This is a genomic window from Nocardiopsis salina YIM 90010, from assembly GCF_000341025.1.
Lineage (GTDB): Bacteria > Actinomycetota > Actinomycetes > Streptosporangiales > Streptosporangiaceae > Nocardiopsis > Nocardiopsis salina.
In genome coordinates this window covers 73,628-92,079 of record NZ_ANBF01000124.1, presented here as the reverse complement: position 1 = coordinate 92,079, position 18,452 = coordinate 73,628, and the positions used below count along the sequence as shown (strand labels likewise).

Genomic DNA, 18,452 nt, shown 5'->3' with positions numbered 1-18,452 from the left:
TCGGTCCTGTTCAAGGGCGCAGCCCGGGGTCGACCTCCAGGCCTCGAGGCGGCCTGGTCTCTCCCGCGCGGGGCGCCCGCCCGGGGCAGCCGGGCGGCATCCCTGGAAACCTGTGGACACCCAGTTGTCCACAGCGTGTGAGACTTCCACACCCCCGGCGTCCTGTGGATAACCTCAGCCTGTGGATAACTTCCCTCCCGTGGGGCCCCGCTTGTGCACAACCTCCTCAAGGCCGTTGCACACATGCGCTGACCTGGCAATTGTGGAAAACCCTGCGCCATACCCACCCGCCTGAGACCCTGTGGACAAACCTGTGCACAACTTGTGGACAGGGGGGTTCGACTGTGGATACTCACCAGTAACCCACAGGGGTGCCCCACCGGCTCCGTGAAGTTGTCCACAGGCAGGGATCCCGTTCAGGGGCGCCCGAAGCGTCCCGTCGACCCCCTCCGTGGGAGGACAATGGAGAGTCGCGCCCGCACCGGAGCAGCGCACACGAGCGCACGAACGCCCGAACAGATCCGCACCGAAGGGGGACAGCACCCATGGCAGGTCACCTTGGCTGATGCACAGGTCAACCTCGCAATGGTCTGGTCCAGCGTGCTGGACGGGATCGACAACGACGCCCTGCCCGCACACCAGCGCGCCTGGCTGCCGCAGACCCGTCCGCTCGGCCTGATCGAGGACACGGCGCTCATCGCCGCACCGAACGAGTTCACCAAGAAGGTGCTCGAGACCCGGCTCTACCCGGCCATCAGCAAGGCTCTGTCCGGACATCTGGGCAGGGACATTCGTGTGGCGGTGACGGTCGACCCCACCGCGGTCCCCACACCACCGCCGACCCCGCAGGCCCCCCAGTCCGTGCAGCCGCCGCCCTCCCCTGCCCCGCAGGATCCGGCCCCGTCGCCGTACTCGGAGGCCCCGGCCGCCCACGGACCCGAGGTGCAGGGGTCGCAGCACGCCCCGACGGGCGAGCCGCAGCCGCAGGCGCCGTCCCAGGCGCCGGAGGACCGTTACCACAGCGCCCCCGAACAGCACTGGGAGAGCAAGCACGCCCGGCCCGCGGCACACCAGCACGGGCAGGCCGACCTGCTGCAACCCGAGCCCCAGGGGTGGGAGCCGCATGGGACGCACGCCGCCCCGCACTCCGCCCCGCAGCAGTACTCCCAGGAGGAACTGCCGGGCGCCGGCCCCCAGGGAGAGGACACCGCCTGGCCGACGCACGGTCCTTCCCCGGCCCCGCAGCCCGAACCCCGGCCTTCGCCCGCACCTGCGTCCCGGCCGGAGCCGGGCGGGTGGGCACCGCAGTCGGAGGAGCAGGTGCCCGCACCCGAGTGGGACGCGCCCAACCGCTGGGAGACACCGCCGGCTCCCCCGGCCGAGGACGCACCCGTGTCCGCTGCGCCCGAGGGACAGGGCCCGTCCGACCGGGGCAAGGCGCCCGAGTCCCCCGGTGCCCCGCCCGGCCGGTCGCAAGAGGCTCCACCCAGCGAGCACGCGCGCCTGAACCCGAAGTACACCTTCGACACGTTCGTCATCGGATCGAGCAACCGCTTTGCGCACGCTGCTTCGGTCGCGGCCGCGGAGGCGCCGGCCAAGGCCTACAACCCGCTGTTCATCCACGGCGGTTCCGGCCTGGGCAAGACCCACCTCCTGCACGCCATCGGGCACTACACGCACCGCCTCTACGAGGGCTCCCGGGTGCGTTACGTCAGCTCCGAGGAGTTCACCAACGAGTTCATCAACTCGATCCGGGACGGGAAGGCGGACGGGTTCCGCCGCCGGTACCGGGACATCGATGTGCTCCTGGTGGACGACATCCAGTTCCTCGAGAACAAGGAGCAGACGCAGGAGGAGTTCTTCCACACCTTCAACACGCTCCACAACTCCGACAAGCAGATCGTCATCTCCAGTGACCGGCCGCCCAAGCAGCTGACCACGTTGGAGGACCGGATGCGCAGCCGGTTCGAGTGGGGCCTGCTCACGGACGTGCAGCCGCCGGAGCTGGAGACCCGTATCGCAATCCTGCGCAAGAAGGCGGCGCAGGAGGGTCTGGCCGCGCCGCCGGAGGTCCTGGAGTTCATCGCGAGCAAGATCTCCACGAACATCCGTGAGCTGGAGGGCGCGCTGATCCGCGTCACCGCCTTCGCCAGCCTCAACCGGCAGTCGGTGGACCTGGAACTGACGGGACAAGTGCTGCGCGACCTGGTCCCCAGCGACGAGGTTCCCGAGATCACGACCGGCACGATCATGTCGCAGACGGCTGCCTACTTCGGGCTGACCGTCGACGACCTGTGCGGGACCTCCCGTTCGCGTGTGCTCGTGACGGCCCGCCAGATCGCCATGTACCTCTGCCGGGAGCTCACCGAGCTGTCACTGCCCAAGATCGGGCAGCAGTTCGGAGGCCGCGACCACACCACGGTGATGCACGCCGACCGCAAGGTGCGCGCCCTCATGGCCGAGCGTCGGTCCATCTACAACCAGGTGCACGAGCTCACCAGCCGCATCAAGGACCAGCCCTCGCTGCACTGACCCGCCCGTCCCTGGCACAGAGCGGGAGGGCCGACGCGCGGTCGGCCCTCCCGCTCTGTGCCAGGACATCGACGCAACGACCTGTCCACTCGGCGACGTGTCCACGGGTCGACCTGTCCCTGTGTCGACACGGCCTGCGCCCACAGGTCCACAGACTGTGCGTTCGGCATCGGCCCGGAGCGGTCCGTCCACCACACCGAGCAAGTTATCCACAGGCTTGTGTGCGGATCGGCGCCTCCGTGACCGTTGTGCGAGATACCGCCACCGACCTGCCCCTTCCTGCCCGTCAGGCACCGAACACCCTGTCCTTCACGGGGTTCCGGCGGTTGATCCACACCCCGGGGGGCAGATGCCGGACGACCGTGTCAACGGCGGATGTCCACGTTCTGCAGGGCGCCTGTGGAAAACGCTGTGCACAGCATCTTTGTACCGGTTCGGGTGGTACGTCAGGGTGCTCGAAAAAAAATTTTCAGCGATCTGGGCTCAGTTATCCACAGGCGAGGGGCGATTTCTGTGGACAACACTGTGGAAAAGCTGTGGACAAGCGCTCGGAGTCTGTGGGTAACCGGGGTTCAGCTGTGGACAAGCTTCGCCCATCATCCGATCACAGGATCTCCGCCTGGTGTGGACAACCTGGGGAAAACCTGTGGACGGAGCTGTGGATGCCGTGTGGACAAGCTGTGGGCCCACTCGTTCATCCACAGTGACCCGGAGTTTCCCACAGCTTCACCCACAAGCCCTGTGGACAAAAATTCCGTCTCTGACCTGCAAAGACAATGGTTATCCACACTGTCCACAGGCCCTACTACTACTGCGCACCTTGAGTAACCCAGATGTGGCGTCAAAACAGCTTCGCTGCGAATCTGTGGACAACCTGCTGCCACGGCAGTGAGCGCGGCGAGGTGTGGTGTCGTCAGCGGCAGCGGGTGAATCCGGGTAACGTGTGGTCTCGCCCCTGTCCCGTCCCGCCCTCAGGTGCGGCGACCCCGACGGGGACCGGGTGACTCCCCCGGTGGTCCACACGCTGTGGACACCCACCGGCGACGCGCAGGACCCGGCCACCCCCACAGACACCACGAGCTGCCAACGTGAAGGCTTCGACCGACGCCGTCGGTCGTGCGGAAAGTGAGTCGGACAAGTGAAGTTCCGGGTCGAACGCGACGTACTGGCCGACGCAGTTGCCTGGACCGCGCGCACTCTCCCGACGCGCCCCTCGGTCCCGGTGCTCGTCGGCATCCTGCTCGAGACCGATGACACCGGGGGTGCCCAGCGCGTGCGGCTGTCCGGTTTCGACTACGAGGTCTCCACGCAGTCGGTGATCGATGTCGATGTCGAGGAGCCCGGCCGTGTCCTGGTTCCCGGCAAGCTCCTCTCCGAGATCACCCGGAACCTTCCTCCACAGACTGTGGAGATCTCCACCGACGGCGCCAAAGCACTGGTCACCTGCGGCAGCGCGAAGTTCACCATCAACACGATGTCGGTCGATGAGTACCCCACGCTCCCGGAGATGCCCGGTCCGAGCGGGACCGTCGGCAGTGACGCGTTCGCCGCCGCCGTCGGCCAGGTCGCCGTCGCGGCCGGCCGCGACGACACCCTGCCGATGCTCACCGGTGTGCGCGTCGAGATCGAGGGCGAGACCATCACGCTGGCCTCCACCGACCGCTACCGCCTGGCGGTGCGTGAGCTGACCTGGAAGCCGGAGAACCCGGAGCTGTCCGCTGTCGCGCTGGTCCCGGCCAAGACCCTCGCCGACACCGCCAAGTCGCTCACCTCGGGCGCCGAGATCTCGGTCGCGCTCGCCAGCGGAGACACCGGTGACGGCATGATCGGCTTCGAAGGCGGCGGCCGACGCACCACGACCCGGCTCCTCGACGGCGAATTCCCGAAGTACCGGGCTCTTCTTCCTGACAGCTTCAACTCGGTCGCCGAGATCAATCGCGCCGAATTCGTCGAGGCCGTCAAACGCGTCTCACTGGTCGCCGAGCGCAACACCCCGCTCCGCCTGGCCTTCTCGGAGGGCACGCTGACCCTCGAGGCCGGCACCGGCGAGGACGCCCAGGCCGTGGAGACACTGGAGGCCGAGCTCGAGGGCGACGACATCCAGATCGCATTCAATTCCGGCTTCCTGCTGGACGGCCTCGGGGCGATCGGCGGCGACGTGGCGCGGCTCAACTTCACCACCTCGACCAAGCCCGCGATCCTCACCGGCAAGCCCGTGGAGGAGGGCGCCGCCCCCGAGTACCGGTACCTGATCATGCCGGTGCGCCTGTCCAACTGATCCGCGGCCGTNCACCCCCCCGCCCGCCTGTCGCGGCGGTCGGCTGGTCCGCACGTGTCCACAGCTGGGGATCAAGGGGAGGACCCATGCGACTCGGAATGATCGGCCTGGGCAAGATGGGCGGCAACATGGCCGCGCGCCTTCGTGAGAAGGGCCACGAGGTCGTCGGCTACGACGTCACCTCCGACCAGCGCGACGTCGACAGCCTGGCGGCCCTGGTCGCCCGCCTGGAGGCCCCGCGTGTGGTGTGGGTGATGGTCCCTGCCGGGGACGCCACGTCGGGGACCGTCTCTGAACTCGGTGAGCTGCTCGGTGAGGGCGACCTCGTCATCGAGGGCGGCAACACCCACTACGTCGACGACCGCACCCGCGCCGATGCGCTCGCAGCCAAGGGCATCGGGTACCTCGACGCCGGCGTCAGCGGTGGTGTCTGGGGACGCCAGAACGGCTACGGGATCATGGTCGGTGGCGATGCCGAGCACGTGGAGACGGCCCGTCCGGTCTTCGAGTCCCTCACCCCCGACGACGGCGGCGGTTTCGTGCACGCGGGCGCCGTCGGTGCCGGCCATTTCGTCAAGATGGTCCACAACGGCATCGAGTACGGCATGATGCAGTCCTTCGCCGAGGGGTTCGAGCTCATGGCCGCCTCCGGCATCGTGGACGACATCCCCGGCACGTTCGAGAGCTGGCGTGAGGGCACTGTCGTGCGCTCCTGGTTGCTGGACCTGCTCTCGCGTGCGCTGGAGGAGGACCCCGAGCTGGCCGAGCTGCGCGGGTACGCCCAGGATTCCGGCGAGGGCCGCTGGACCGTCCAGGCCGCGGTCGACCACGCGGTTCCGGCGCCGGCCATCACCGCCGCACTCTTCGCCCGCTTCGCCTCCCGCCAGGACGACAGCCCGGCCATGAAGGTCGTCGCCGCCCTGCGCAACCAGTTCGGCGGCCACGCCGTCACCAGTTCCGCCGAGGACACCCCCTCCGCCTGAGCCGTCCGGTCGGGGCGACGTCCGTGACCGCCCCGCCCCCGTTCTCATGCCGCCCCCGAGGAGGAAGGCCGGATGTACGTCTCCCACCTGCAACTGGCCGACTTCCGGTCCTACGGCGAGGCCCTCCTGGAACTCTCGCCGGGGATCACCGTGTTCGTCGGCGCCAACGGCCAGGGAAAGACCAACCTGGTCGAGGCACTCGGTTACGTGGCGACCCTCAGCAGTCACCGGGTCTCGTCCGACACCCCGCTCGTTCGCCACGGCGCGCCCCGGGCGATCATCCGCACCAAGATCGTGCGGGACGAGCGATCGATGGTCGTGGACCTGGAGCTCAACCCGGGCAAGGCCAACAGGGCCCGCATCAACCAGTCCCCCGCCCAGCGCCCGCGTGAGGTGCTCGGAGCGCTGCGCACCGTCCTGTTCGCCCCCGAGGACCTCTCGTTGGTCAAGGGGGACCCCGGTGAACGCAGACGCTTCCTCGACGACCTCCTGGTCTCGCGCGCCCCGCGCTTGGCGGGGGTGCGATCCGACTACGAGCGGGTCTTGAAGCAGCGCAACGCCCTGCTGAAATCCGCTTCGGGTCGCATGCTCTCCCGCACGAGCGCACCCCCGGATCTGAGCACCCTCGAGGTGTGGGACTCCCACCTCGCTGAGACCGGGGCCGAGCTTCTCGCGGCCCGCCTGTCCCTGGTGGAGGACCTGCGCCCCCTGGTCGAGGAGGCCTACGCCGGGCTCACCGACTCCGGGGGCCCCGCGCAACTCGCCTACCGTTCCTCCGTCGACCCGGACGCGCCGGAACCCGTTCCCGACCGTGAGGCACTCACGGCGGCGCTGCGGTCGGCGATGGCCGAAGCACGCGACCGCGAACTGCAGCGCGGGGTCAGCCTGGTGGGACCGCACCGCGACGACCTGGTTCTCAGCCTGGGCGACCTGCCGGCGAAGGGATATGCCAGCCAGGGTGAGTCCTGGTCGTTCGCTCTGTCGCTGAAGCTGTCGGCCTTCGGGTTGCTGCGCGCAGAGAGCGATGATCCGGTGCTGATCCTGGACGATGTCTTCGCCGAGCTGGACGCCGAACGCCGCCGCAGGCTGGCCGAGCGTGTGCGCGACGCCGAGCAGGTGCTGGTGACAGCCGCGGTCGAGGACGACATCCCCAAGGAGCTCGACGGAGCCCGTTTCGTGGTCCGCTACGGGGGCGTCGGCAATGAATGAGTTCCTTCCACAGCCTGTGGACGGCCCTGGCGGTCTCCAGGGGTCCGGATCGGGGGCGGGGCAGGAACGTCCACAGTCTGTGGACGCCTCCTCACCCGCGGGCGAGGCGTCTCAGGCCTCCGGTGCCGACCTGGCCCGGCAGGCCCTTGCGCGGGCCCGCGCCCAGGCGCGCGAGCGCGGTGGTGACACCCGTGCGCCCCGGCGCCATCGCCGCCGTGGCCGATTGCGGTCACGGGACGAGCCACAGATGTTCGGTGATGCGGTCCGTACGTGGCTGATCGAACACGGATGGCAGGAGCAGGTGGCCATCGGAGGTGTCTTCGGGCGGTGGTCCGACATCGTGGGTGAGTTCAACGCCAGCCGGCTCCAGCCTGAGAGTTTTTCGGACGGTGAACTGGTCGTCGTTGCCGATTCGCCGACCATGGCGGCCCAGGCACGAACGATGGTTCGGCCCTTGATGAAGAAGCTGAACGAGGAGCTGGGCGACGGTACGGTCCTGGCCATCAAGGTCCGGGGACCCGGCTCCCGCCGACGTTGACCCCTGTGGCGCAGGACGCACCTTCTGTCGCGTTCCGCCGTTTCAGCAGGTCACAGCGGTGTTCTGGCGGTTCTTCCAGGGTGCGCGGGCCTTCGGGGAGCATTCGGGGGCCGGATCCGAAAGAGTGGCTCCGGTCACATGTGCCCGTAAGGCCGCTGAAGGCGTCACCGGCTCTCGGAGAGCCCGTTCCGCGTGAGGGGACTCGCGTCCCTCGCTGAAAATTCGTTGTGAGGCGGCACAGGGCCGCCAATGCCACTTTGTCGCACCACGCGAGGTATCATGGAGTCGGTTCTTCAGACGCCCCCAAGCCGGTACCACGCCCCAAGCAGAGGGTGGGCGGACGGCCCGCACGGTGAGCGCTGATCCCCGGGTTCCGAGGTGAGTCGGTTCCTGCGGGCAGCCCTGCCTCGGACCCACCCGTCGCCCCCTCCGTACCGGTGGACGGGTGTCCCCAGCAGGAGGGTGTTCCCACTTGGCCTACGACGCTCGATCAATCACTGTCCTCGAGGGGCTTGAGGCAGTACGCAAGCGCCCCGGGATGTACATCGGTTCCACCGGAGAGCGGGGCCTGCACCACCTGGTCTACGAGGTGGTCGACAACTCCGTCGACGAGGCGATGGCGGGCCACGCCGACGCCATCGAGGTGACGCTGCTCGCCGACGGCGGCGTACGCGTCGCCGACAACGGCCGAGGCATCCCCACCGACCTCCACCCCGTGGAGAAACGACCCGCGGTCGAACTCGTCCTCACGACGCTGCACGCAGGCGGCAAGTTCGACGACAAGTCCTACGCCGTCTCCGGCGGTCTGCACGGTGTGGGTGTCTCCGTCGTCAATGCGCTCTCCTCGTCTCTCGAGGTGGAGATCCACCGTGACGGCTACATCTGGCGCCAGCACTACGAGCTGACGCGCCCCGGAGACCTCGTCCGCGGTGAGGAAGCCACACGCACCGGGACGCAGATCACCTTCTGGCCCGACGAGGGCATCTTCGAAACGACCACGTTCTCCTACGAGACGCTCTCCCGCCGGATGCAGGAGATGGCCTTCCTCAACAAGGGGCTGTCCATCTCGATCCGCGACGAGCGCCCCGAGTTCGTGGACGACGGTCCAGTGGTCAACACGTACCACTACGAGAACGGCCTCTCGGACTATGTCGACTACATCAACTCCAAGAAGGAGCCGGCGCACGCGTCGATCATCTCCTTCGAGGAAGAAGGCGACGGCATCTCGGTCGAGATCGCCATGCAGTGGAACCAGTCCTACACCTCGTCGGTGCACACCTTCGCCAACACCATCAACACGGCGGAGGGCGGCACACACGAGGAAGGGTTCCGCACAGCGCTCACCGCGCTGATCAACCGGTACGCGCGCGACCAGAAGCTGCTGCGCGAGAAGGACGACAACCTCACGGGCGACGACATCCGCGAGGGTCTGACCGCGATCATCTCGGTCAAGTTGGCCGACCCGCAGTTCGAGGGGCAGACCAAGACCAAGCTCGGCAACACGGAGGCCAAGTCCTTCGTCCAGAAGGTCACCAACGAGCACCTGCGCGACTGGCTCGAGCGCAACCCCGGCGAGGCCAAGGACATCGTGTCCAAGGCCAGCCAGGCCGCCCGTGCCCGCGTGGCCGCTCGCCAGGCGCGCGACCTCACCCGCCGCAAGACCCTCCTCGAGACCACGTCCCTTCCGGGCAAGCTGTCGGACTGCCAGTCCACCAACCCGGAGGAGTGCGAGGTCTACATCGTCGAGGGTGACTCGGCGGGCGGCTCCGCCAAGGGCGGACGCGACCCGCACCACCAGGCGATCCTGCCGATCCGCGGCAAGATCCTCAACGTCGAGAAGTCGCGCATCGACCGCATCCTCAAGAACAACGAGGTCCAGGCGATCATCACCGCCCTGGGGACCGGGATTCACGAGGACTTCGACGCGAGCAAGCTGCGTTACCACAAGATCATCCTCATGGCCGACGCCGACGTCGACGGCCAGCACATCCGTACCCTGCTGCTCACCCTTCTGTTCCGCTTCATGAAGCCCTTGGTCGAGGCCGGCAACGTCTACCTGGCCATGCCGCCCCTCTACAAGATCAAGTGGGACCAGCGCGGCTCCGACTCCGACTACGCGTTCTCCGACGCCGGGCGCGACCGCCTCGTCGAGGCCGGTGTCGCGCAGGGCAAGCGGGACCCGCGCCCACGCGACCTGGTCCAGCGGTTCAAGGGCCTCGGCGAGATGAACGCCAACGAGCTGTGGGACACCACGATGGACCCGGCACGGCGGGTTCTGGCCCAGGTCAGCCTGGACGATGCCGCTCAGGCCGACGAGATGTTCAGCGTGCTCATGGGCGAGGACGTCGAGTCCCGGCGCTCTTTCATCCAGCGCAACGCCAAGGACGTCCGCTTCCTGGACATCTGACCCGGCGGAACCCAGCTCCACGACTCCTCGAAGAAGGGATCGACATCCGTGGCGGATGCGAACAACCCGGACGCCCCCACGGGCGAGCACGACCGGATCGAACCCGTCGACATCCAGGTCGAGATGCAGCGCAGCTACCTCGACTATGCGATGTCGGTCATCGTCGGCCGTGCCCTGCCCGATGTGCGTGACGGCCTCAAGCCGGTCCATCAGCGCGTGCTCTACGCCATGTACGACGGCGGGTACCGACCCGACCGCGGGTACTTCAAGTGCGCCCGCGTCGTCGGCGACGTCATGGGCAACTACCACCCGCACGGCGACAGCGCCATCTACGACACCCTGGTCCGCCTGGCCCAGTGGTGGTCGATGCGCATGCCCCTGGTCGACCCCAACGGCAACTTCGGGTCGCCCGGCAACGACCCGGCCGCCGCGATGCGTTACACCGAGTCCAAGCTCGCGCCGCTGGCGATGGAGATGCTCCGGGACATCGACAAGGAGACCGTCGATTTCCGGCCCAACTACGACGGCCGCTCCCAGGAGCCCGTCGTGCTCCCGTCCCGCTTCCCGAACCTGTTGGTCAACGGCTCCTCGGGCATCGCCGTCGGGATGGCGACCAACATTCCGCCGCACAACCTGCGCGAGGTCGCCGAGGGCGTCAACTGGTACCTCGACAACCCGGAGACCGACGACGAGGAGCTCCTCGAGGCCCTCATCGCACGCGTCAAGGGCCCCGACTTCCCCACCCGCGGCCTCATCGTGGGCCGCCGCGGGATCGAGGAGGCCTACCGCACCGGGCGTGGCTCCATCACCATGCGGGCGGTCGTCGAGGTCGAGGAGGACAGTCGCGGGCGCCAGATCCTGGTCGTCACCGAGCTGCCCTACCAGGTCAACCCGGACAACCTGGCGCTGAAGATCGCCGACCTCGTCAAGGAAGGCAAGATCAGCGGCATCGCCGACGTGCGGGACGAGAGCAGCGGCCGCACCGGACAGCGCCTGGTCGTGGTGCTCAAGCGCGACGCGGTCGCCAAGGTCGTGCTCAACAACCTGTACAAGCACACGCAGCTGCAGGAGACCTTCGGCGCGAACATGCTCGCGCTGGTCGACGGTGTCCCGCGCACCCTGCGCCTGGACCAGATGATCCGCCACTGGGTCAAGCACCAGGTCGAGGTCATCGTCCGCCGAACGCAGTACCTGTTGCGCAAGGCCGAGGAGCGCGCCCACATCCTGCGTGCGCTCCTGCGGGCCATGGACCGCATCGACGAGGTCATCAGCCTCATCCGCGGCAGCGCGTCCGCCGACGACGCGCGCACGGGCCTCATGGAGCTGCTCGACATCGACGACGTGCAGGCGCGCGCGATCCTCGACATGCAGCTGCGCAAGCTCGCCGCCCTGGAGCGCAACCAGCTCACTTCCGAGTACGACGACCTCATGGCCCAGATCGCCGACTACAACGACATCCTCGGGTCGGATGTGCGTCAGCGCTCCATCATCCGGCAGGAGCTCGGCGAGATCGTCGAGAAGTACGGCAACGAGCGGCGCACGCACATCATCCCCTTCGAGGGAGACATGCGCATGGAGGACTTCATCGCCGAGGAGGACGTGGTCGTCACGATCTCCCGCGGTGGGTACGCCAAGCGCACCCGTGTCGACAGCTACCGCGCCCAGAAGCGCGGCGGCAAGGGCGTGCGCGGCGCCCAGCTCAAGCAGGACGACATCGTCCAGCACTTCTTCGTCACCACGACCCACCACTGGATCCTGTGCTTCACGAACCAGGGGCGGGTCTACCGGATGAAGGCCTACGAGCTGCCCGAGGCCGCACGGGACGCCCGCGGCCAACACGTGGCGAACCTGCTCCCGTTCCAACCGGACGAGGAGATCGCGCAGATCATGGCGCTGCGTGACTACGAGGCAGCCCCGTACCTGGTGCTGGCGACCCGCGCCGGCCTGGTGAAGAAGTCCCGCCTGGGCGACTTCGACTCCGCCCGTTCGGCCGGCATCATCGCGATCAACCTGCGTGAGGGCGACGAACTCATCGCCGCCCGCCTGGTCTTCTCGGAGGACGACCTGCTGTTGATCTCCAGCGACGCGCAGGCGATCAGGTTCCCGGCCTCGGACGAGTCGCTGCGTCCCATGGGGCGGGCGACCAGCGGTGTGATCGGTATGCGGTTCCTCGAGGGCGGCCACCTGCTGTCCATGGATGTGATCCGCCCCGGGGACGGTGCAACCGACATCCTGGTCACCACAGAGAACGGTTACGCCAAGCGCACGCCCTCCGACCAGTACCCGGTGCAGAACCGGGGTGGCAAGGGTGTGCTGACCGCCAAGGTCGTGGAGGCCCGCGGTGAGATCGTCGGGGCCATGACGGTCGACCCCGAGGAGGACGAGATCTTCGCGATCACCTCCATCGGCGGGGTCATCCGCACCGGAGTGGACGAGATCAAGCAGTCGGGCCGCACCACCATGGGTGTGCGCCTGATGAACCTCGACAACGGCAACAAGATCATCGCCGTGGCGCGAAACGCCGAGGCCGCGGGCGAGGCCGAGGCCGAGGAAGCCGACACGGAGGGGGCCGAGGTCGGCGACACGCCGGACCCCGAGGCCTAGACTGCGCGGTACGTCCCGATGTATTTCGGTTCCCGTGGGCCCTGAACCCTTGGGCCCACGGGTAACCACGGCGCCACCACCGTTCTCAACGAAAGTCCAGCGGTAACGTTTCTATGTCTGACAACGAGCGGAACTCCACCTCGAACGACTCCGACGCGGACGGTGTCGACACGGCTGTTGAGAAGGACGCGGGCGCGTCCACCGCGGAGACCGGGGCCACCACCTCCGATGCCGGGTCCTCGGCCGGTATCGGGGAGAGCGGTGACACTGCTGCGGCCGACGCCTCCTCGGTCCCGGAGGGCCCCACCGCGGTGAAGGCGACGATGTCCAGTCGCAAGGCGCACCTGACGGTCTCCCGGGTGGAGCCGTGGTCGGTGATGAAGTTCAGCTTCGTCGTCTCGCTGGTCTGCTTCATCATCCTGTTCGTCGCCGTCGCCGTCATCTACGCGACGCTGTCGGTGCTCGGCGTCTTCGACGAGCTCACTGCGATGATCACGGCGCTGCTGGAGGGCGACGGGGGCGAGGACGAGCTCGGGCTGAACCCTGCCGCGTGGTTCTCCCCCGGCCGGGTCCTCGGTTACACGGGTGTCGTCGGCGCGCTCAACATCGTGCTGCTCACCGCCCTGTCCACGGTGGGCGCCATGCTGTACAACCTGGTCGCTGACCTGGTCGGTGGCGTCGACATCACCCTCTCCGAGGCCGAGTAGCCGACGCCGGAGGGGTTCGGCCACGGCATGGTCCGAGCACTCCCGAAGGGCGATAAAGTGGGAGGTGGAGAAGGGCGCGGCCCCCGTGTCCCTCCACCTCCCACTCCGGTTTCCGGTTCGCTCCGGTCGTCCGGATGCGGTAGAGTTCCACTCGGAACGCGGGCGTATAGCTCAGTCGGTTAGAGCGCATCCCTGATAAGGATGAGGCCCCAGGTTCAAGTCCTGGTACGCCCACCAGCGAAAAGACTCCCTGCGGGGGGTCTTTTTTCATGCTCATGCGCCACACGTGCGCCAGGGCCAAACCCGAGCGTCGGCCAGATCGTCGCCCGTGCGCCAGGACGTGCGCCAAGTCGTGCGCCACGCCGAACTCGAACATCGTCCGAATCGACCGCGCGTCACGACGAGCTGTGCCCCGCGCTCTCGGACACGTCCCCGTGCGTCTCGTCCTTCGTCGAGTCGCGCCAGACATCCCGGAAGTCGTCGTACTCGTCGGGCTGTAGGTGTGCGTACCGCTGGGTCGTCAGCGGTGACTCGTGCCCGAGAAGCTTCTGCACTTTGTACAAGGACGCCCCGTCAATGACGAGCTGGCTTGCGGCCGTGTGCCTCGCATCGTTGGGCGAGCCCTTGCGCACGCGGTGACGCCTGCTGTCGCACCCGCCGTCCCAGCACCGCCGGTGCTTCTCTTCGGGGCCGGCGGCCGGACTCCCGCACAGCCTGGCCTCGGCCAGGGCGGGATCGAGGATGCGGCGCTGGAAATGCCGGTCGTCCAGCCAGCCACCGCCCGGCGCCGGGAACAACGGCGTGTCCTCGTCGGGCTCCTCGAACTGTGACAGGATCTCGCGCATCGGGTCCATGAGGTGGTCGGGGATCGGCACCGTGCGGTAGGACTTCTTGGTCTTCGGGTACTTCTTGATGCCCTTCCGGGTCCATACCTGCGTGATGTGGATCAGGCCCCGCGCCCAGTTCACCGCCGAGGCTGGCATCCCGTACAGCTCTCCCGGCCGCAACCCGACGTGCAAGGCCAAGTCGAATCCGACGCGGTACCGCTCGTCGATCACGCGCAGGATCGCCGCGCGCTCTTCGAGGTTCCAGTAGAACGGCGTCTTGAGTGGGGCCTGGGGTCGGTCGACCTCGTGGACCGGGTTGTGAGCGATCCGCTTCGGCACCGCGGCCGACAACATCGCACTCAAGTAGTTCAGGGCCTTGGTCTGGGCATGCGGGCCAACTCCGGCAGCGTCCATCTCGACCCGCCAAGCCTTGACGGCCTCGACGTCGACCGCGTTCAGAAGCCACATCGACCACTTCGGTGCCACGTGTACGCGCCACGTCGAAGCGTCCTGTGCGGTGGTCAGCGCCTCGACAGACCTCATGCCGAGGAACTTCTGGTGCCACTCCTCGACGCTTATCTGACCGGCGCGCGGGTCCTGCCACCGGTTGGCGTTGACGGCTGCTTCCTGGTCGTTCGCCCACTTCTCGACGGTCTTCTTCAGCTTGTCCGTGCGGGTGTGCTTCTTGCCGTCAGTTCCGCGAACGGTGGCCTGCCACTTGCCCGAGGGGAGCTTGCGGATGTACGCCATTTAGCGGCCCTCCTCGTCCTGGTCGACGGTGTTCTTCAGGTCGGCCAGCAACGCCTCGGCGTCGTCGGCGTAGTGGAACCGCTTGGTGTGGCGCTTGCCGTCGTCGGTGCGCCAGTGGGCGCGTGAGTCGCCGTTGGGCATAACTTCGATCCAGCTCATATGCTGTTCTCCGATTCCACTGTGAATCACCAGGGGGCGCCGCCGTGCAGGGTGGCGCCCCCGACTTGTCGATATGGGGTTAAGTCTGTTCGTCGATCAACTCCCCGAGACGATCACCCAACTCGGCATGTGTATCTCGGACGCCGGCCACGTATGCCTCGGCCGATGCGCCGACCAGGGCGCGACGGTGGCGTTTGAGGGTGACATGTCGATAGGCGAGGAACGCGCCGCCTGACAGGAGCGCGGCGGCTGCTGTAGCGATCTGGGCGCGCGAGGGGCGAAACATGATCCTCCCGGGGGATGCGATTGGTCGGGTCATCGCATCATTGGTTAATCCTCCAAATCAAGAATTCTCGTACACCAGTTCGGATGCTTGGGGGATTTCGGAGGTTTACCCAGAGTCTTCGTCTCAGTCTCGTTTCTCGTTCCTCCTGCGTAGGTCTTCGGCGAGGTCCGCGAGTTGTTGACGCTGTGACCTGCGCAGGGACAGAAGAATCTCGGTCTCGGCGGGGGGGAGCCCGAGCGCCCGGATGTTCTGCTCGTCGGGGTCTTCAGTCACCCTCTGGTCATCGACCGGGTAGCCGGCCGCCCGGGTGAGGGCGACCATGGTCCGATCGACCCGATCGGCGGGTTCTCCGCCGAGGCGGTCGGCCAAGCTCGCGCGAAGTTGTTCGAGCCTGGCCTGGCCGGGGCGAGTGCGTCCGGATGACCATCGGGAGATCTGGCTTGGTGCTACGCCCGCCAGGGACGCGAGATCGGTACGGGGAAGGCCGGTCTCGTCGATCAACTCGTTAGTGAGTCGACTGACCGCCCCGCGATCCCAGTATTGAGCGTGCATGGCGTGCACGCTACCACGTAGTTGCATGGCACGCATTCCCTTGTGCGCTGGTCGATCCTAACACGAATGCGCGTGCGTGGCGTGCACTGCAAGGGACTGGTTCCCTCAAAAAAGCCCTGTTCATATGGCGTTATGCGTTTGCACGACATGCAATACACCGCTACGGTGCATGTCATGCAAACGGACAGTCGCCACACACGCCACGCAACACTTGCCGTGCGTAACACGCAATGGACTCGCCACATGGCGGGCGTGGGCCTTCCGACCTACGCCGAGCAGGCCGACCGCATGGGCGTCAGCCCGACCACCGTCGGCCGCGTGGTGACCGGCAAGACCACCCCGTCCCCCGGGATCATCAGCGCCGCCCTCCTGATCACGGGCCGCCCGTTCGAGGACCTGTTCGAGGTCGTCACCGAACACGCGCGCCGCCAAGAGGTGACGGCTGCATGACCTCATTCCTGACGATCCCGCAGACTGCCGAACGACTCGGGTGCGGCCGGACTCACGTCTACGACCTGATCGCACGTGGCGACCTCGCCGTCATCGACATCTCGCGCCCCGGTGCCAAGCGGTCGAAGACCCGCGTGCCCGAGACCTCGCTGGATGAGTACGCGCGGCGCCGTATCCGCCGCGCTGATGCCGCATGACCGGCACCCATCAACCCCCGGAAATGAATCAGCCCCCGCGCATCCGCCAAGACACCGCGAGGGCCGAGAAGAAAGGTCAACCTTCCATGTCTGAGCCTACCGCCTCCGAGTTCAACCAGGCCCGCGCCGCTATGACGCTGGTGTCCCTGTTCCAAGAGGACGCGCCCGAGGTTCAGTGGACGATCCAGACCGGCGAACACTCTCGCCTTCTCGACGGACACTTGCTCGACGGTACTGATGCCGAGCGTCGGCGCGGCTTGGAGACGTGGCAGCGCATTATTGAGGCCGGTCCGGTGGACGTGCAGCCCGTCACCGGACGGGAACACCTGCACATCCGCGGGTTGTATGAGGGGTCCCTGGTCCACATCGTCACGATCGTGGATGCGCGCCCCTCCTGCTGCGCTCACTGCCAGCAGGGCCACGGCGCCGGGGCTGGTGAGGCCGCATGACCTCGATCGAGATCATCACGAGCATCGTCGCCGTCACCGGAATCCTGGCCGCGTTCTTCCTCGGCTGGGTCGCAGGTGCCGCGCACGTCGGTCGGCTGCGTCGTCGACTGCGCGCCGCTCTGGTCGAGTGCGCCGACGAACACGAGCGCGCTGACCTCGCCGAGGAGGCGCTGGAACGCGCTACGGGCGGGACCGAGGACATCATGCGCGCCGTCACCGACGCCGCCGGGCGCGCCCAGCAACGGACCCCGCGCGGCATCCATCACCGGTCGGACGGCGGTGAAGCGCCATGACCAACAAGACCCAACGCGAGGTCGGCCTGGTCACCGCCGGAGTCCTGAAACCGAGCCCGGAACAGGTGACCGCCGCGCGGCTGGTGACCGCCGGACGCGCAGCCGACGCCGACCACCTGCGCGAGGTTCTGGCTGTGCTCGGCCTCCTCGACCCCCTGGTGTGCAGTGAGTGCCGCCAAGAGTGCGAACCAGACCTGATCAGCGCGGGGCGGTGCCGAGCCTGCAACCGCTTCGCTGACCTACGAACGAAGGGAAAGGGCCGTGGCTGACCTCGACCTTCCCGACCGCACCACGTGCGAGGAGTGCGGCACCGACCAGGCTGTCACCAAGACGGGTGCGATCCGCAAACACAAGACCAAGGTCGACGGCGTGTCCATGCCGTGCACCGGTGGCGGGACGCTCGTCGGCGTCGCTCGCATCCCTCGGCGCAGCAAGGCCGGTTACTACCGGTGCCACGTCACCGGCGAATACCTGCGCAGTGTGACGACGATCCTCGGTAAAGGATCGCCGAAGGAGGCGCTCGTTCACTGGGCGGGGAACCTTGTCGCCGAGACCGCGCTGGACTCGTTGCCGTACTTGGTTCGTTCATCGCGACGCGTTCAGGAGCGCGAGGAGGCTTACGACTGGCTGCGTCGCGCCCACACCCGCAAGAAGGACGAACGCGCCGACCTCGGGTCGGCCGTGCACTCGCTGATCGAGGCGCACGTGCTCGGCGCCCCGGTGCCCGAGGAGATCGAGAACAACCCCGAGTTGCGGCCCTTCCTGACGCACTTTCACCGGTTCGTCGACGAGTTCGCCGTGACCTTCGAGGCATCGGAAATGGTCGTGGCGAACTACTCCGAGAGCTACGCCGGGACCCTCGACTACCTGCTTCGCAGCCCGTATGTCGCCGGGGGTGCCCTGCTGATGGGTGACACCAAGACCGGCGGAGAACTCGACGTCAAGGGCGTCTACCCCGAGGCCGGTGTGCAGATGGCCGCCTACGCCAACGCCGAGTTCGGATGGCTTCGGGATGGCTCCCGGGTTCCGTTCCCGAACGATGTGCACGACGTCGGCGTGGTCCTTCACCTGCGACCCGAGGGATACCGGCTGATCCCTGTCCGGTGTGGCCGGGACGTCTTCGACGCCTTCCGGCATGTGCGGCACGTGGCCGACTTTCACACCGACCTTGCCCCGCATGTCGTCGGCGACGCACTCACACCACCCACCAAGACCAGGAAGGCGGCTTGAC

General features: G+C 67.5%; 17 protein-coding genes and 1 tRNA gene. 15 read left to right on the top strand and 3 right to left on the bottom strand.

Translation table 11 applies throughout. The annotated features are described in order from the left end of the window. Positions 1-462: 462 nt before the first annotated feature. From dnaA to D474_RS0113985, 9 genes are all read left to right on the top strand, one after another. Positions 463-2,532: a chromosomal replication initiator protein DnaA gene (dnaA, locus tag D474_RS0114025; protein WP_083931827.1), complete on the top strand. Its 2,070-nt coding sequence runs from the start codon at positions 463-465 to the stop codon at positions 2,530-2,532. Positions 2,533-3,670: 1,138 nt separating this feature from the next. Then, complete coding sequence (gene dnaN, locus D474_RS0114020; protein ID WP_017614187.1) at positions 3,671-4,810, top strand: DNA polymerase III subunit beta; 1,140 nt, start codon at positions 3,671-3,673, stop codon at positions 4,808-4,810. Beyond that, positions 4,807-5,793 carry a phosphogluconate dehydrogenase (NAD(+)-dependent, decarboxylating) gene (gene gnd / locus D474_RS0114015; RefSeq protein WP_338045286.1) on the top strand — a complete coding sequence of 329 codons (987 nt, stop codon included), beginning with the start codon at positions 4,807-4,809 and terminating at the stop codon, positions 5,791-5,793. The genes dnaN and gnd overlap by 4 nt, the downstream gene beginning before the upstream one ends. Before the next feature lie 72 nt (positions 5,794-5,865). Then, positions 5,866-7,002 (top strand): DNA replication/repair protein RecF, encoded by a 1,137-nt coding sequence (gene recF, locus D474_RS0114010; protein WP_017614185.1) that lies wholly within the window; start codon positions 5,866-5,868, stop codon positions 7,000-7,002. 79 nt (positions 7,003-7,081) lie between these two features. After that, complete coding sequence (locus D474_RS33370) at positions 7,082-7,540, top strand: DUF721 domain-containing protein (protein WP_239647072.1); 459 nt, start codon at positions 7,082-7,084, stop codon at positions 7,538-7,540. 472 nt (positions 7,541-8,012) lie between these two features. Beyond that, entirely contained in the window at positions 8,013-9,947 is a 1,935-nt protein-coding gene (gene gyrB, locus D474_RS0114000; protein ID WP_083931826.1) for a DNA topoisomerase (ATP-hydrolyzing) subunit B, read from the top strand. A 48-nt stretch (positions 9,948-9,995) separates the two neighbouring features. Beyond that, the gene (gyrA, locus tag D474_RS0113995; RefSeq protein WP_017614182.1) at positions 9,996-12,551 is read left to right on the top strand and encodes a DNA gyrase subunit A; all 2,556 of its coding nucleotides are present in this window, start codon (positions 9,996-9,998) and stop codon (positions 12,549-12,551) included. Between the two features lie 113 nt (positions 12,552-12,664). Continuing rightward, positions 12,665-13,258 (top strand): DUF3566 domain-containing protein, encoded by a 594-nt coding sequence (locus D474_RS0113990; RefSeq protein WP_017614181.1) that lies wholly within the window; start codon positions 12,665-12,667, stop codon positions 13,256-13,258. Between the two features lie 160 nt (positions 13,259-13,418). After that, positions 13,419-13,495, top strand: a tRNA-Ile gene (locus D474_RS0113985). A 158-nt stretch (positions 13,496-13,653) separates the two neighbouring features. On the opposite strand, the gene D474_RS0113980 is transcribed toward D474_RS0113985, so the two are convergent. From D474_RS0113980 to D474_RS0113965, 3 genes are all read right to left on the bottom strand, one after another. Then, the gene (locus D474_RS0113980; protein ID WP_017614180.1) at positions 13,654-14,835 is read right to left on the bottom strand and encodes a tyrosine-type recombinase/integrase; all 1,182 of its coding nucleotides are present in this window, start codon (positions 14,833-14,835) and stop codon (positions 13,654-13,656) included. Next, positions 14,836-14,994 carry a hypothetical protein gene (locus D474_RS32280; protein WP_161628684.1) on the bottom strand — a complete coding sequence of 53 codons (159 nt, stop codon included), beginning with the start codon at positions 14,992-14,994 and terminating at the stop codon, positions 14,836-14,838. Positions 14,995-15,403: 409 nt separating this feature from the next. Then, on the bottom strand, positions 15,404-15,781 hold the full coding sequence (locus D474_RS0113965) for a helix-turn-helix domain-containing protein (protein WP_161628683.1): 378 nt from the start codon (positions 15,779-15,781) through the stop codon (positions 15,404-15,406). A gap of 267 nt (positions 15,782-16,048) precedes the next feature. Between D474_RS0113965 and D474_RS31800 the strand changes: the two genes are divergently transcribed. The 6 genes from D474_RS31800 (at position 16,049) to D474_RS0113935 (ending at position 18,451) form a co-directional block, all read left to right on the top strand. Then, positions 16,049-16,282, top strand: a complete 234-nt coding sequence (locus tag D474_RS31800; protein WP_161628682.1) for a helix-turn-helix domain-containing protein — start codon at positions 16,049-16,051, stop codon at positions 16,280-16,282. Then, a complete protein-coding gene (locus D474_RS31795) occupies positions 16,279-16,479 on the top strand; it encodes a helix-turn-helix domain-containing protein (RefSeq protein WP_017614175.1) in 201 nt (66 codons plus the stop codon). The genes D474_RS31800 and D474_RS31795 overlap by 4 nt, the downstream gene beginning before the upstream one ends. 86 nt (positions 16,480-16,565) lie before the next feature. Beyond that, entirely contained in the window at positions 16,566-16,928 is a 363-nt protein-coding gene (locus D474_RS0113950; protein ID WP_017614174.1) for a hypothetical protein, read from the top strand. Continuing rightward, positions 16,925-17,221, top strand: coding sequence for a hypothetical protein (locus D474_RS0113945; protein WP_017614173.1), 297 nt, complete (start codon positions 16,925-16,927; stop codon positions 17,219-17,221). Before D474_RS0113950 ends, D474_RS0113945 begins: the two co-directional genes overlap by 4 nt. Next, the gene (locus tag D474_RS32715; protein ID WP_017614172.1) at positions 17,218-17,490 is read left to right on the top strand and encodes a hypothetical protein; all 273 of its coding nucleotides are present in this window, start codon (positions 17,218-17,220) and stop codon (positions 17,488-17,490) included. Before D474_RS0113945 ends, D474_RS32715 begins: the two co-directional genes overlap by 4 nt. Continuing rightward, positions 17,483-18,451, top strand: a complete 969-nt coding sequence (locus D474_RS0113935) for a hypothetical protein (protein WP_017614171.1) — start codon at positions 17,483-17,485, stop codon at positions 18,449-18,451. Before D474_RS32715 ends, D474_RS0113935 begins: the two co-directional genes overlap by 8 nt. The last annotated feature ends 1 nt before the right edge of the window (position 18,452 follow it).

Bases quoted from the DNA above. Each gene is read 5' to 3' on its own strand.
- dnaA (WP_083931827.1), top strand. From the start codon at position 463: ATGGAGAGTCGCGCCCGCACCGGAGCAGCGCACACGAGCGCACGAACG.
- recF (WP_017614185.1), top strand. From the start codon at position 5,866: ATGTACGTCTCCCACCTGCAACTGGCCGACTTCCGGTCCTACGGCGAG.
- D474_RS0113990 (WP_017614181.1), top strand. From the start codon at position 12,665: ATGTCTGACAACGAGCGGAACTCCACCTCGAACGACTCCGACGCGGAC.
- D474_RS0113980 (WP_017614180.1), bottom strand. From the start codon at position 14,835: ATGGCGTACATCCGCAAGCTCCCCTCGGGCAAGTGGCAGGCCACCGTT.
- D474_RS32280 (WP_161628684.1), bottom strand. From the start codon at position 14,994: ATGAGCTGGATCGAAGTTATGCCCAACGGCGACTCACGCGCCCACTGG.
- D474_RS31795 (WP_017614175.1), top strand. From the start codon at position 16,279: ATGACCTCATTCCTGACGATCCCGCAGACTGCCGAACGACTCGGGTGC.
- D474_RS0113950 (WP_017614174.1), top strand. From the start codon at position 16,566: ATGTCTGAGCCTACCGCCTCCGAGTTCAACCAGGCCCGCGCCGCTATG.
- D474_RS0113945 (WP_017614173.1), top strand. From the start codon at position 16,925: ATGACCTCGATCGAGATCATCACGAGCATCGTCGCCGTCACCGGAATC.
- D474_RS32715 (WP_017614172.1), top strand. From the start codon at position 17,218: ATGACCAACAAGACCCAACGCGAGGTCGGCCTGGTCACCGCCGGAGTC.